General features: G+C 65.2%; 14 protein-coding genes. 5 read left to right on the plus strand and 9 right to left on the minus strand.

Going from position 1 to position 13,946, the window contains the following annotated elements:
- The first annotated feature begins 125 nt into the window (after positions 1-125).
- Both ACJ7IV_RS14995 and ACJ7IV_RS15000 read left to right on the plus strand, forming a co-directional pair.
- Entirely contained in the window at positions 126-305 is a 180-nt protein-coding gene (locus ACJ7IV_RS14995; protein WP_483865046.1) for a helix-turn-helix transcriptional regulator, read from the plus strand.
- Positions 306-566: 261 nt separating this feature from the next.
- A complete protein-coding gene (locus ACJ7IV_RS15000) occupies positions 567-932 on the plus strand; it encodes a hypothetical protein (RefSeq protein WP_483866611.1) in 366 nt (121 codons plus the stop codon).
- 70 nt (positions 933-1,002) lie between these two features.
- On the opposite strand, the gene ACJ7IV_RS15005 is transcribed toward ACJ7IV_RS15000, so the two are convergent.
- Entirely contained in the window at positions 1,003-1,719 is a 717-nt protein-coding gene (locus ACJ7IV_RS15005; RefSeq protein WP_483865047.1) for a transcriptional regulator NanR, read from the minus strand.
- Positions 1,720-1,935: 216 nt separating this feature from the next.
- Here ACJ7IV_RS15005 and ACJ7IV_RS15010 point away from each other — a divergent pair, with 216 nt between their 5' ends.
- From ACJ7IV_RS15010 to ACJ7IV_RS15020, 3 genes are read left to right on the plus strand one after another with little or no spacing between them, the layout of a single operon-like run.
- A complete protein-coding gene (locus tag ACJ7IV_RS15010; RefSeq protein ID WP_483865048.1) occupies positions 1,936-2,763 on the plus strand; it encodes a phosphogluconate dehydrogenase C-terminal domain-containing protein in 828 nt (275 codons plus the stop codon).
- A gap of 13 nt (positions 2,764-2,776) precedes the next feature.
- Positions 2,777-4,045, plus strand: a complete 1,269-nt coding sequence (locus tag ACJ7IV_RS15015; protein ID WP_483865049.1) for a ribulose-bisphosphate carboxylase large subunit family protein — start codon at positions 2,777-2,779, stop codon at positions 4,043-4,045.
- Positions 4,042-5,385, plus strand: a complete 1,344-nt coding sequence (locus tag ACJ7IV_RS15020; RefSeq protein ID WP_483865050.1) for a four-carbon acid sugar kinase family protein — start codon at positions 4,042-4,044, stop codon at positions 5,383-5,385. Before ACJ7IV_RS15015 ends, ACJ7IV_RS15020 begins: the two co-directional genes overlap by 4 nt.
- A gap of 49 nt (positions 5,386-5,434) precedes the next feature.
- Here ACJ7IV_RS15020 and ACJ7IV_RS15025 read toward each other — a convergent pair whose 3' ends face one another.
- The 8 genes from ACJ7IV_RS15025 to otnI all read right to left on the minus strand — a co-directional run bounded on the left by ACJ7IV_RS15025 (position 5,435) and on the right by otnI (position 13,943).
- Complete coding sequence (locus ACJ7IV_RS15025; protein ID WP_483865051.1) at positions 5,435-6,316, minus strand: NAD(P)-dependent oxidoreductase; 882 nt, start codon at positions 6,314-6,316, stop codon at positions 5,435-5,437.
- 101 nt (positions 6,317-6,417) lie between these two features.
- Positions 6,418-7,494 carry a tartrate dehydrogenase gene (locus ACJ7IV_RS15030; protein WP_483865052.1) on the minus strand — a complete coding sequence of 359 codons (1,077 nt, stop codon included), beginning with the start codon at positions 7,492-7,494 and terminating at the stop codon, positions 6,418-6,420.
- Positions 7,495-7,518: 24 nt separating this feature from the next.
- On the minus strand, positions 7,519-8,979 hold the full coding sequence (locus tag ACJ7IV_RS15035) for an aldehyde dehydrogenase family protein (protein ID WP_483865053.1): 1,461 nt from the start codon (positions 8,977-8,979) through the stop codon (positions 7,519-7,521).
- A 27-nt stretch (positions 8,980-9,006) separates the two neighbouring features.
- The gene (locus tag ACJ7IV_RS15040; RefSeq protein ID WP_089686831.1) at positions 9,007-10,281 is read right to left on the minus strand and encodes a TRAP transporter large permease; all 1,275 of its coding nucleotides are present in this window, start codon (positions 10,279-10,281) and stop codon (positions 9,007-9,009) included.
- Positions 10,278-10,880, minus strand: coding sequence for a TRAP transporter small permease (locus ACJ7IV_RS15045; RefSeq protein WP_483865054.1), 603 nt, complete (start codon positions 10,878-10,880; stop codon positions 10,278-10,280). Before ACJ7IV_RS15045 ends, ACJ7IV_RS15040 begins: the two co-directional genes overlap by 4 nt.
- A gap of 58 nt (positions 10,881-10,938) precedes the next feature.
- Positions 10,939-11,940: a TRAP transporter substrate-binding protein gene (locus ACJ7IV_RS15050; RefSeq protein WP_483865055.1), complete on the minus strand. Its 1,002-nt coding sequence runs from the start codon at positions 11,938-11,940 to the stop codon at positions 10,939-10,941.
- A 163-nt stretch (positions 11,941-12,103) separates the two neighbouring features.
- Complete coding sequence (gene denD, locus ACJ7IV_RS15055) at positions 12,104-13,069, minus strand: D-erythronate dehydrogenase (RefSeq protein ID WP_483865056.1); 966 nt, start codon at positions 13,067-13,069, stop codon at positions 12,104-12,106.
- Positions 13,070-13,145: 76 nt separating this feature from the next.
- Positions 13,146-13,943, minus strand: coding sequence for a 2-oxo-tetronate isomerase (gene otnI, locus ACJ7IV_RS15060; protein ID WP_483865057.1), 798 nt, complete (start codon positions 13,941-13,943; stop codon positions 13,146-13,148).
- Between the last annotated feature and the right edge of the window lie 3 nt (positions 13,944-13,946).

Raw genomic sequence — 13,946 nt, forward strand, 5'->3', positions numbered from 1 at the left:
GCGTCCACCAGAGCGCATCGCCCCACCAGGCGGTGCGCGTATTTTTTGGTGCTGTCGCCGCAAATTCCCGAATTTGACCCCTGTATTAGAGGTGAGACCAAAACTCATCAATATCAGGAGGTCACGTGACCCAGCTCATTCGTAAACCCGCCGTTCTCCAACGTTGCGGCATCAGCCAAAGCTCGCTGTACCGGCAAATCAAGGAAGGGACATTCCCACGTCCCATCCTGATTTCAGAACGTTGTGTGGCTTGGGTAGAGCACGAGGTGGATGCGTGGATGGAGGCAAAGCGGCGCAACCGATAACCCCTGCCTCCATCCATTCAGGGTCAGAACCAAGGTACTATGGGGATATTGCCTCGCATAGTCCAAAGCCGGCGGATCATGCCCAGGGCTATCGCAGATAGAAACACCGCTCAAGGCTTTCCCGGCGACAGGCCTTCGAGGGGGCGCTGTGAACCCCTCCCTGGGCGCTACCGATGCCATCCCTGGCATAGGCCCCCTCATCGACCTGTCCCCGGCGCCTTTCGCTATCGCCGCATGGCTAACTGCGATAGCTCTGGGATCATGCCTCATATCACCGATGACATGGTGCTGCCTATCGAAACGGGTGACCTAATCCGGAACGGCGCCCCAACCAAGGAATCTTGGACTCGCGTTCGCGACGGCGGTACCGACGAAATCGTCGGCGTTTATCCACCAATTAGTATGGTGGCGCGCACCGAAAAAGTACGGGCTTCATATGGCCAGGGCGACAGATTCAATTGGTCGTCGCAACACCCCGATATGGAAGTGGGTGTTGCATGGGACGATCATGTGGATAAGGTGCTGAACGGGCGGGGCGAGCACCGATGCGTTGGTGTGGCTGACCGTGCGGCGATCAGCGGGATGCCAAGCGCATATTCTGGAAGTGTTGAGTTCGCTACTCTATGAGTGGATCGACTGGTTCAATCACCGGCGGATCCTGGACGATCGGTCACATCCGCCAGCCGAATGGGCTCTTTCAGGCACGCTGCCCCGTTATGTAGAGTGCTCGCGCCCGGTGGAGGTGGGAACTCATCTCGCACACTGCCGCCGCTTCGTCGTGGCGGCGTATCGCGTCGAGGATGCGCTCGTGTTCCTCGATGGTGATGTGTTCATTGCCTTTCCAGTGAAGCATCGGTGAGTGGAAATGGGCCAGCCAGTCGAGCATGGCATCGCTAACCGCGATGAAAATGGGGTTGCCGGTGATCCGGGCAATGGTCCGATGGAAGTCCATGTCGGCCTTGATGAAAGCTCCGGCATCGCGATTCAGCTCGCTGCGCTGACACTCCACGAGTTCCTCCAAGCGGGCAACGTCCGTCTCGACGGCCGACCGCGCCGCTCGCGCCACCATCCCCAATTCGAAGAAGGCACGCGCTTCCTTGAGATGCTCCAGCGACTGCGGAGAGCTCGACAGCATGTGCATCGCCGTCAGCTCGATCTGCGATATCAGCCCTTCGGCAGTCGGTGCCGTCACCCGCGGTCTCTGGCCATGCTGGATGGTCACCAGGCTCAGACGCTCCAGCGACTGCATCGCCTCGCGAATGGCCGGGCGGCCCACACCGAACATCTCCATGAGCGCTCTCTCCGAGGGCAGGTGGTCACCGGGCATGAAGTCGCCATTGAGGAGCATGGCATAGAGCCGGTCGAACACTTCATCGGACAGTTTGCGACGGCTGATCTTCAGGGGGTCACTCATCGTTCGTTGGCCTTCGTCAGTGGCAGCAGGAGCGCAGCTTACGCGTAGAGGACGCCGCCAGGTAGCGCTGTTGCGACCATGGTCGTATTTGACAGAGTCAGGTGATTATCATGTCATTATACCAGTTGACTGGCCATTATGCTGCTTTCAGAAGCGACGATGTGCTTTCGCAGAATCACCACAACGCACACCGCCCGACGATAGAGAGGAAACGACATGACCACCATCGCGCTGATCGGCGCCGGCGGCAAGATGGGCTTCCGCCTGTCCCGCAATCTCAAAGCCTCGGACTTCGAGGTCCGCCACGTCGAAGTCAGCGAGGCCGGCCGCAGCCGCCTCGCGGAAGAACTGGGCATCGACTGCGTCGATGTCGAGCACGCGGTTCCCGGGGCCGAGGTGGTCATCCTCGCCGTTCCCGACACCCTGATCGGCAAGATCTCCCACCAGCTCTCGCCGCTGATGGAGAGCGGTACCATGCTGGTCACCCTGGACGCCGCCGCCCCATTCGCCGGACACCTGCCCGAGCGCGAGGACCTGGTGTACTTCGTCAGCCACCCCTGCCACCCGTCGATCTTCAATGATGAGACCGAGCTCGAGGCCAAGCGCGACTACTTCGGCGGCTACAAGGCCACCCAGCACATCGTCAGCGCACTGATGCAGGGTCCCGAGGAGAGCTACGCCCTGGGCGAGGCTGTCGCGCGGACCATCTATGCCCCAGTGGGCCGCTCCCATCGGGTCAGCGTCGAGCAGATGGCGCTGCTCGAACCGGGTCTCTCCGAGACGGTTTGCGCCACTTTACTGGCCGTGATGCGCGAAGCCATGGACGAGGTGGTGAATCGCGGCGTTCCCGAGGAGTGTGCCCGCGATTTCCTGCTCGGCCACATGAACATCCTCGGCGCAGTGACCTTCGACGTGCAGCCCGGCGCCTTCTCCGATGCCTGCAACAAGGCCATCGAGAACGGCAAGCCAATGTTGATGCGCGACGACTGGAAGCGCGTGTTCGAGCCCGACGAGATTGCCGACAGCATCCGTCGCATCACCTGAACGAGGTCGGCTCATGAGTGATCGCATCCTCGCCAGCTACCTGATCGAGACCCCCTACCCGCTGGAGCGCGCCGTCGAGGTGATGGCCGGGGAGCAGTCCTGCGGCACCTTCACCCGCCTGGCCAACGAGACCGACGAGCTGCGTGAGGCGCACGGCGCACGAGTCGAGCGCATCGAACCGCTGGAAAGCCTCGACTCTCCGTCGCTACCGATTCCGGCGCCACCGACCGGGGTCGGCCCGCCGGTCTACCGGCGGGCCCGGGTCACGCTTTCCTGGCCGCTCGCCAACCTGGGGCCGTCGCTGCCCACGCTCGTCGCCACCGTGGCCGGCAATCTCTTCGAGCTCAAGGAGTTCTCGGCACTGAAGCTGCTCGACCTGACGCTGCCGCCGCCCTTCGCCGCGGCCTACCCCGGCCCGCAGTTCGGCGTGGCCGGTACCCGCGAGCTGACCGGCATCCCCGAGCGGCCGCTGATCGGTACCATCATCAAACCCAGCGTGGGGTTGTCGCCTGAAGCGACCGCCGGGGTGGTCCGCGAGCTGGTGTCAGGCGGCATCGACTTCATCAAGGACGACGAGCTGCAGGCCAACAGCCCGCACAATCCGCTCGAGGCACGGGTCGACGCGGTGATGCCGGTGATCCGCGAGCATGCCGAGCGCACCGGACGCCAGGTGATGTACGCCTTCAACATCACCGGCGAGGCCGACGAGATGCGCGAGCACCACGACTACGTAGCCGCCGCCGGCGGCAGCTGCGTGATGGTCACCCTGAATGCCGTCGGTCTCGCCGGGGTGACCCAGCTACGCCGACACTGCCGGGTGGCACTGCACGGCCACCGCGCCGGCTGGGGGCTGTTCAGCCGCTCGCCGCACCTCGGCATGAGCTTCGTGGCCTACCAGAAGCTGTGGCGCCTGGCCGGGGTCGACCACATTCACGTCAACGGCCTGCGCAACAAGTTCAGCGAGGAGGACGCCAGCGTGATCGCCAGCGCCCGTGCCTGCTTGACGCCAATGTTTGATCCACCCACCCCGGGCTGCGAGGTGATGCCGGTGTTCTCCTCCGGCCAGACTGCCGAGCAGGCCGTAGACACCTATGCTGCCATCGCCAGCACCGATCTGATCTTCTGCGCCGGGGGCGGCATCATGGCCCATCCTGACGGCATCGGTGCTGGGGTGAAGAGCCTCCGCCAGGCCTGGGAGGCCGCCGTGGCGGGCATCGATGTCGACGCCTACGCCCGCGAGCACCGCGAGCTCGCTCGCGCCCTGGAGACCTTCCGCCGATGACACCGATCGACACCGCCCCGCTGATCGCCTACTACGGCGACGACCTGACCGGCTCCACCGACGTCATGGAAGCCCTTGCCGGTCAGGGCGTCGACACCGTGCTGTTCACCGCCATTCCCGATGACGACCAGTTGGCGCGCTTTCGCCGCTGCCGGGCCATCGGGCTGGCCGGTACCAGCCGCAGCGAGACGCCGGCCTGGATGGAGCGCCACCTGGCCCCGGCGCTGGCCTGGCTACGCGAGCGCGGCGCAGCGCTGTGCCACTACAAGACCTGCTCGACCTTCGACAGCGCCCCCGAGATCGGCAGCATCGGCCGCGCCTTGGAGATCGGCCGTCGCCTGCATGGCCAAGACAGCGTGCCGATCGTGGTCGGCGCGCCCCAGCTGCGCCGCTACACAGCCTTCGGCCACCTCTTCGCTGCCGCCCAAGGCGAGGTGTACCGCATCGACCGCCACCCAATCATGTCGCGCCACCCTGTCACGCCGATGCTCGAGGCGGACCTGCGCCGCCACCTGAGCGAGCAGACCGAACTCGATATCGGCCTGATCGACCTGGCGACCCTGGCCGGCGGCGACGTCGATGCCCGGGTCGATGCCGCGCGCGCCCACGCCGCGCTGCTCTACGACGTGCTGGACCCCGCCAGCCAGGCAGCAGTGGGGCGCCAGCTGTGGCGCACCCGACCGCCGAACGGCGGCTTCGTGGTCGGCTCATCGGGGGTCGAATATGCCTTGCTCGCCGAGTGGCGCCGCCAGGGGCTGGTCGACACGTCACCCAGCGCCACGTTCGCCAACCCCGGCCCGGTGGAGCGCATCGCCGTAGTCTCGGGAAGCTGCTCCGACACCACCGCCCGCCAGATACGCTGGGCACAGGACAACGGCTTTCATGGCATCCGAGTGAATGCGGCGCGACTGGCAGACGATCCCCAGGCCGACGCCGAACTCGCCGCAGCCCGCGAACAGGCCCTGGCGGCGCTCGCGACGGGGCGCAGCGTGGTGCTCTACACCGCACTGGGCCCCGACGCCGGACTGGCGACCCTGCCCGACGGCGATGGCGCGCATGCCATCGGCCGCCGTCTGGGCAGCCTGCTGCGCGACCTGGTCAGCGCCGAGCGCCTGTCCCGGGTGGTGGTCGCCGGTGGCGACACCTCGAGCCACGCCATCCAGGAACTCGGCATCCAGGCACTGACCACCTGCCTGCCACTGCCGCAGACGCCGGGTTCGCCGCTGTGCACCGCGCACAGCAACGACCCCGCCTTCGACGGCCTGCAGATCGCCTTCAAGGGGGGGCAGGTCGGCGACGACGCCTACTTCGGGCGGATCCGCGACGCCAAGCTCGACTGACCATGCCGAATGCCGGCCACACCGGCATCCGCAGCCCGAAGCCCGTAGCTCAAGTCTCGCCGAGCAGGGTCACCAACTCGGGCGTCAGGCGCTCGCCATGGCCGCGCGCGTTGATCTCGCGATACAGGGCATCGATGGCCTCGGCGACGCCTCGCGACGCACCCAGATCCTCGGCCATGGCATGGTAGTAACCGACATCCTTGAGCGAGTTGGCGAGGCTGAAGCGAAAGCCCGAGGGATCCTCGGCGGCGATGAAGGGGCGCAGGCGTTCCAGCACAACACCACCGCCGCCTCCGTTGCCCAGCACCTCGAGGAATATGGCATCGTCGATGCCCGCACGCCGCGACGCCGCGGCAGCCTCGGCGAGCACCGCGGTAAAGCCCAACGACACATAGTTGTGCAGCAGCTTGAGCTTGTGGCCCGAGCCCACCGGTCCACCGTGGGTGATGTGCTCGGAGAAGCTCTCGAGCAACGGCCGCAGCTCGCGGAACAGTTCTTCGGAGGCACCGACGATCAGGTTGAGGCGGCCTTCGGCGGCCTCCTTGGGGGTCCGAGTCATGGCGGCGTCCATGAACCGGCCGCCGGTCTCGGCAATGCGACCGGCAATCGCCTCGGTGGAGCTCGGAATCGCCGTCGAACAGTCGACGACCACCGCACCAGTCTGCAGCCCCTCGAGTACGCCGCCGGCATCGAACAGCACGCTCTCCACCTGGGGCGTGCCGGTGACGCAGAGGATCACCACCTCGGCATCGTTGGCGACCTCCCTGCCACTCGAGCGGCGCTCCGCGCCGGCTGCCAGCAGGTCGTCGACCGGTTGGTTGCCGGGGTGGTCGAGAAAACTCAGCCTGTGACCGGCGCGCAACAGACTAGCGGCGATGCCGTGGCCCATCAGCCCAACGCCGACCATACCGACCCGATAGGTCTTGCTCATTCCGTATCCCTCCCAGTGGTAAGTGTTCCTTTCCAAACACTCAGCGGTGTGGGCGCTGGACAAGCCCATCTCTACTACTGCATCAGATCGCCCACCCTCACTCAGGCGTCGTCCAGCGCCGCGGCGATGGCGTGCCCCAGGGTCTCGGTGGTGCCGCTGCCCTTGAGATCGGGGGTCAGCACCGCCGGATCGCCCTGCCCGAGCACCGTCTCAATGGCTGCCACGATCGCCGCCCCGGCCTCGGCCTCGCCTAGGTGTTCGAGCATCATGGCACCACACCAGATCTGGCCGATGGGGTTGGCGATGCCCAGCCCGGCGATGTCCGGAGCGCTGCCATGAACCGGCTCAAACAGGCTCGGATACTCACGAGTCGGGTTGATGTTGCCCGAGGGGGCAATGCCGATGGTGCCAGTACAGGCCGGCCCCAAGTCGGAGAGAATGTCACCGAACAGGTTGCTGGCCACCACCACGTCGAACCAGTCGGGATGCAGTACGAAGTGAGCGGTGAGGATGTCAATGTGGTACTGGTCAACCTCGACGTCGGGGTACTTCTCCCGCATCGCTGCCACCCGCTCGTTCCAGTAGGGCATCGAGATGAACAGACCGTTAGACTTGGTCGCTGAGGTGAGCTTTTTCCTAGGCCGCGAGCGGGCTAGCTCGAAGGCGTATTCCAAAACCCGGTCGACACCGGTGCGGGTCATCAGCGTCTCCTGCAGCACTACCTCGCGGTCGGTGCCTTCGAAGGCCCTGCCGCCGAGCTGGGAGTACTCGCCCTCAGTGTTCTCGCGCACCACCAGGAAGTCGATGTCGCCGGGCTCACGACCCTTCAGCGGGCTCTCGATGCCCGGCATCAGCCGGCACGGCCGCAAGTTGACGTACTGGTCGAAGGCCCGCCGGAACTTGAGCAGCGAACCCCAGGCCGAGACGTTGTCCGGCACGCTGTCGGGCCAACCCACGGCACCGAAGAAGATGGCGTCGAACCGCGTCAGGGTCGCGTACCAGTCGTCCGGTAGCATCTCACCGTGTTCCATGTAGTAGGCGCAGCTGGCGAAGTCGAAGTGAACGAACTCCAGCGGCACGTCGAAGCGGCGCGCCGCCATCTCTAGCACCCTCAGACCCTGTGGGACAACCTCCAGGCCGATGCCATCCCCTGCCAGTACCGCGATCTTGTGAGTCATCTCATGTCTCCCGGTTGGTATGGATCAGCCGTGGCGGATCGCCACTGTCTTGAGCCGTGTGTAGCTCTTCAGTCCCTCGAAGCCCTTTTCTCGGCCATGACCGGAGCGGCCGACTCCACCGAACGGTAGCTCGATGCCGCCCGCCGCGCCGTAGTTGTTGACGAACACCTGACCGCTGCGCACGCCCTTGGCCAGGCGCAGCTGGCGCCCGCCATCGCGGGTCCAGATGCCTGCACACAGGCCGAAGTCAGTGCCGTTGGCCTGGGCCAAGGCCTCAGCCTCGTCCGTGAAGATCTGTACGGCAAGCACCGGACCGAACAGCTCTTCACGCAGCACCTCGTGGCCCTCGGGAATGTCACTCAAGACCTGCGGTACCACGAAATGTCCTCCCGCGGGCGCCCCCTCCGCCATCCGGCCGCGGGCCAGGGTGCGAATGCCATCGGCACGGGCCGCCTCCAGGCGGGCCTCCAGCTTGGCCTTCTGGCGGGCATTGATAAGTGGGCCACAATCGGGGTCCGCCTCACCGGCATCGCATCGCAGGGTCTCGAACCGTTCGATCAATCGTCCCAGCACCTCATCGGCGATATCGCGCTGCACCAACAGGCGACTCCCCGCGGAGCAAGTCTGGCCGGCGTTCTGGATGATGCCGCGCACCACGAAGGGCAGCGCCGCCTCCAGGTCCGCATCGGCGAAGAGAAGCTGAGGCGACTTGCCGCCCAGCTCCATGGTCACCGGCACGTGGTGCTCCGCCGCGGCCTGGGCCACTCGAGTGCCGGTCTCCGGCGAGCCGGTGAAGGAGAGGTGATCGATGGCAGGATGCGCCGCCAGCGCGGCACCCGCTTCGCCACCCAGGCCCGGCACCACGTTGAGCACACCGGGCGGCAACCCCTGTTCCAAGGCCAGCTCGGCGAGACGCAGCACGCTCAGACAGGCGTCCTCGGCGGGCTTGAGCACGACGGTATTGCCGGCCGCGAGCGCCGCCGCCACGCAGCGCCCGAAGATCTGGGCGGGATAGTTCCAGGGAATGATCTGGGCGCAGACGCCATAGGGCTCGCGCAGAGTCAGCACCGCGAAATCGCTCTCGAAGGGGATCGTCTCGCCATGCAGCTTGTCGGCGGCCCCGCCGTAGAAGCGGAAGTAGCGGGCACAGGCGGTGATGTCGCCGCGCGCCTGGGTCATGGGCTTGCCGGTATCCGCGCACTCCAGGGCGGCGAGGCGCTCGTGGTCGGCCTCGATGGCGGCAGCGAAGGCCAGCAGCCACTCGCTGCGCCGGCGCGCATTCCAGCCGGCCCAGCCCCCCAGCTCGCCGGCAAAGGCCCGACTGGCCGCAGTGACCGCCTCATCGACATCGGATGCCTGGCTGCGTGCGATGTGGGCGATCGCATCGCCGCGCGCTGGCGCTTCGACATCGATCACCGCCTGGGTCGTCACCCAATCGCCGCCGATCAGTGCCTGGCTGCGGGGCAGGTTAGGGAGTGCTGCCATTATGTAGGACTCCTATGCTCGTCATTGTCAGTAGAGAAGGTCGACCAGCCCCAGCGAGATCCACGGCATGTAGGTGATCGCCATCAGGCAGGCCAGCACCACCAGCACGAAGCGCAGCAGCCAGGGGATCAGTTGATCGATGGAAAGCTTGGCCACCGCACAAGCGGCGAACAGATTGACGCCGAGCGGCGGGGTGAACATGCCCAGCGCCAGGTTGACCACGACGATCAGCCCGAAATGCACCGGGTCGATGCCGTACTGCACGGCGATCGGAGTGAAGATCGGTGCCAGCACCAGGATCGCTGCCGAGGTCTCGACGAACATGCCGATGATCAGCAGCATGACGTTGACCGCCAGCAGGAAGGCGATCGGGCTCTCGAACGCCAGGCTCACCCAGTCGGCCACCTGGGACGGCAGCCCGGAGCGGCTGATCAGGAAGCTGAACAGCGCCGCCGCCGAGATGATCAGCATCACCGTGGCGGTGGCCATGACGCTCTGACGCAGGATCGGCCACAGTTCGGACCAGGACAGCTCGCGATACACCAGGCCGCCGACGATCAGCGCGTAGACCACCGCCACCGCCGACGCCTCGGTAGGCGTGAAGACACCGCCATAGATGCCGCCGATGACCACCACCGGCATCAACAGCGCCGCCCAGGCCCGTCGGAAGGCTGTGGGAAAGGCGACACTCTCGTCGCTGTCGCGCAGGCCGTAACCGCGGACCTTGCAGAACAGGTAGAGGAAGATCAGCAGTGCGCTGCCGATCAGCAGCCCCGGGCCGATACCGGCGATGAACAGCCGGCCGATGGAGGTATCGGTGCTGACCCCATAGAGGATCAGCGGTATCGAGGGGGGAATCAGCACGCCCAGTTCGGACGATGACGCCTGAATGGAAGCCGCCAGCGGCTTGGGATAGTCGTGCTTGACCATGGCTGGAATCAGGATCGAGCCGATGGCGAAGGTAGTCGCCACGCTGGACCCCGACACCGCGGCGAACAGCATGCAGGTCAGCACGCAGGTCATCGCCAGCCCCCCCTGCAACCCGCCGACGATCGACTTGGCCAGGTCCACCAGGCGCTGCGAGATACCGCCGGCAGCCATCAGGTTGCCGGCCAGAATGAAAAAGGGGATCGCCATCAGCGGGAAGTTGTCGATCCCCACGAACATCTGCTGGGGCACCATCAGCAGCGGAAAGCGCGAGAAGAACTCGATGCCGATGATCGAGGCCAGCAGGATGGAAACGGCGATGGGCACGCCGAGAGCGAAGAAGATGATCAGCGACAGACCGATAGCGAGATTCACTGGCCGGACCTCCGAGTCGATTGAGCTGAATCGTCGCCATTCGGTAGCGTGGCGGCGTCAGTAACCGGTTGCATCGCCTCGCGAGGCGGGGCCTCGGCCTCGACGTCGGCCAGCCCGACGGCTTCGCGCCCTGTCGCCTGTGCCAGCAATCGCGCCACCACGGACAACAGCGAAAAACCGGCCCCGATGGGAATCGCCGCATAGACCCAGGAGATCGAGATTCCCAGCCCCGAGAGCATCTGGTTGCGCACCCGGAAGGTCATGGCAGTGCCGAAGTAGACCAGAACGGCCAGGACAATGAGGCAGCCCAGAGCGATCGCCGCCTCGAGCAGGATCAATCGCCGGGCGGGAATCAGCTTGTAGATGACCTCAACGGACATCATGTGGCCACCCCGGAAACACGCTGCGGCGGCGAGAAAGACGCACCAGATCATCGAAGAGCGAGCCACCACCTCGGACCAGGTCGAAGGCGCATCGAAGACGAAGCGCGTCAGCACCTGATAGAAGCCCGTGGTCACTGAGACGACGAGCATCAGCACGGCCCCAGCCAGGGCCACTCGGGACAGCTGGCGCTCGATACGCAGGAGGAGTTCAACCATGGTGTTCACCTAGCAGGGCCGGCCCCGGCAGACGCACCGGGGCCTGCGAACGGGCTGATTAGCAGCTGCTGTTGCGGATACGATCCAGCATCTCGCTCCCGTACTCGTCGGTGAAGACCTTGTAGGAGGGCTCAACGGTCTTCTGGAACTGGGACTTGTCGATGTCCTCGACTACAGTCATGCCCTTCTCCTTGAGCTCCTCGACGCCCTCGGTCTCGAGCCGCGAAACCATTGAGCGAGTCGCCTCGGCCCCGGCACGGGCAGCCTCGGTGAACCAGCCCTTCTCCTCATCGCTCAGACCATCCCACATGATCGGAGAAGCCAGCATGATGGCCGGAGAGTAGACGTGGCCGGTCAGCGAGAGGCGGTCCTGCACCTCCCACAGGTTGCCGGTGAGGATCACCGAAATGGGGTTCTCCTGGCCGTCCACGGTGCCTTGCTGAAGGGCGGTGAAGAGCTCGGGGAAGGCCATCGGCGTGGGATGCACGTCCATCTCGCGGAAGGCCGCCATGTGCATCTCGTTTTCCATGGTGCGGATCTTCAGCCCCTCGGCGTCCTCCGGGGTCTGCACGTCGCGCTGGCTGTTGGTCAGGTGGCGAAAGCCATTCTCGGTCCAGGCCAGCCCCACCAGATCGTGGTTGCCCATCCGGTCGAGCAGCTCCTGGCCGATCTCGCCATCCAGCACGCAGCGAGCCTGGTCGTAGTCTTCGAACAGGAACGGCAGATCAAGCACATAGGTTTCCGGGACGAAGTTGCCCAACGGGCCGGTCGAGGTGACGACGACGTCGATGGTGCCGATCTGCAGCCCCTCGATCATGGCGCGCTCACCGCCCAGGGCGCCGGAGGGGTGCTCTTCCACGGTGAATTCGCCGCCACTGAGCTCGTCGAGCTTGGCCGCGAAGGCATCGATGCCTTCCGAGTAGTGCGAACTATCCGATGTGGTATGTCCCACGGTAATCGACTGAGCCGCCAGGGCTCCGAGGCTGGTGGCGGCCAGGGCCAGGGTCGAGACGCCGGTAATGGCGGCATGCAGGGCGTTGTGAGCAAAGCGCTTGGTCATTGTTGTATCCCCTTGGGTTTGCGGCTGGGTGAAAACCGACGGCGGCAGCCGTCGGGGGTACTGCAAACTGGTATAATGACATGATAATCACCTGTCTCTGTCAAATGCGACTATGGTCGCAAAGGATCATTAATGGCAGAGAACAGGGTTGTCATCGCCGTAGCTAGCTCACCGATTCGTTCTGGAACGCATCGACGATCTCGCGGAAATCCGAATCGCGCGGAAACCCCAGGGCCTCGGCACGTTGGGTATGAAAACGGGTGGGCCAGCTGCCCACGATGGCCTGGATCTTGCCATCGGGCTCATAGCGAATCCGCTCGACCGCCTGGGAGCCAGCCACCTCTCGGAGGGTATCGATCATCTCGGCGACGCTGACGGTGATCCCCGGCAGCATGAAGGCGCGAAACGGGCCGACCGCCTCGCCATCGACCTCGGCGCCGTGGACCAGGGCCTCAACCACCTTGCCCGGTGACATGACGAAGAGCTCCAGGTCGGTGGGCACCGGACAGATGGCCTCTTCCCCGTTCAAGGGTTCGCGCATGATGCTGGATGCGAAACTAGAAGCAGCGGCATTCGGTCGACCGGGACGAATCACGATGGTCGGCAGCCGCAACACCAGGCCGTCAACTAGACTACGCCGGCTATAGTCATTGATCAGCAGCTCGCACATGGCTTTCTGGGTGCCATAGGAGTTCTGGGGGTGGAGCGCCGTCATGTCATCGAGCGTCTCCGGCAGCTCGCCGCCGTAGGCCGCGACCGAACTCGCCATGATCAGCCGGGTGTTCCCCAGATCTCGCTGGCGGCATCCCTCGAGCAGAGCCCGGGTGGCATCCAGATTGACGGCAAGGCCCAGGTCGAGATCGGCCTCCGCCGCCGAGCTAACCACGGCCGCCAGGTGGTAGATCACATCCGGGCGTGCATCGAGCATGTCGTCAAAAGCCCCGGCTGCGGTGATGTCGCGTGCCTGGCTGACCACCTCGACACGCGACCCACCGGGCGCCTCGGCCTCCACCTGATCAAGCAGCGTGAGCCTGGTAATGGCCTGCCCGCGCAGCTCTCCGCGATCGAGCAGTTGCCGGATCAGGCGTTGACCGAGAAAGCCGGCGGCGCCGGTAACCGCGATATGCATGGCTGTTTCGTCCTCTGATGGAAGTGGTAAGGATTGAAAGAACCTATGACAGGCACATGCCCCTGTCCGGTTGGACTCAGTGCGACGTCAGCCCGAAGGCCTCCCCCCACGCCAGCCCCGACCGGGTATCGGCGGCAGGCCGATACTCACAGCCGATCCACCCCGTATAGCCCAGCGCCTCCAGGCGCTCGAAGAGAGCGGGATAGTGCACCTCCCCGCGGTCCGGCTCATGGCGCTCTGGAACACCGGCAATCTGGACATGGCCGATATCACCGAACTGGTGCTCGAGGTGGCGTATCAGGTCACCGTCCATGATCTGGCAATGATAGAGGTCGAATTGCAGGCGCAGGTTGGATTCACCCACCGCTTCCAGCACCGCCATCGCCTGGGCCTGACGCGACAGGAAGAACCCCGGCATGTCGCGCGTATTGATCGGCTCGATCAACACCTCGCGCCCGACCCTGGCCGCCTCACGGGCGGCAAAGCGGAGATTCTCGATATAGGTCGCGTGGTGCGCCTGACGGGTCGGCTCGTCCGCGCCCTCCGGGAGCAGGCCCGCCATCGCATGGACGCGAGGACAGTCGAGGGCCTCGGCGTAGAGCAGTGCTTCCACCACTGAATCGCGAAACTCGGCTTCACGACCGGGCAAGCTCGCCAGGCCACGCTCGCCAGCCTCCCAATCACCCGGCGGCAGGTTGAACAGCACCTGCTGCAAATGGCTCGCCTGTAGGGCATCCCGCAGGGTGTCCGGCGAGTGGTCATAGGGGAAGAGGTACTCCACGCCACGAAATCCCGCCTCGGAAGCCGCCGTGAAGCGATCCAGGAAGTCATGTTCGGTGAACAGCATGCTCAGGTTGGCCGCCAGGCGAATCATGTC

The organism is Halomonas sp. C10-5 (genome assembly GCF_057169305.1).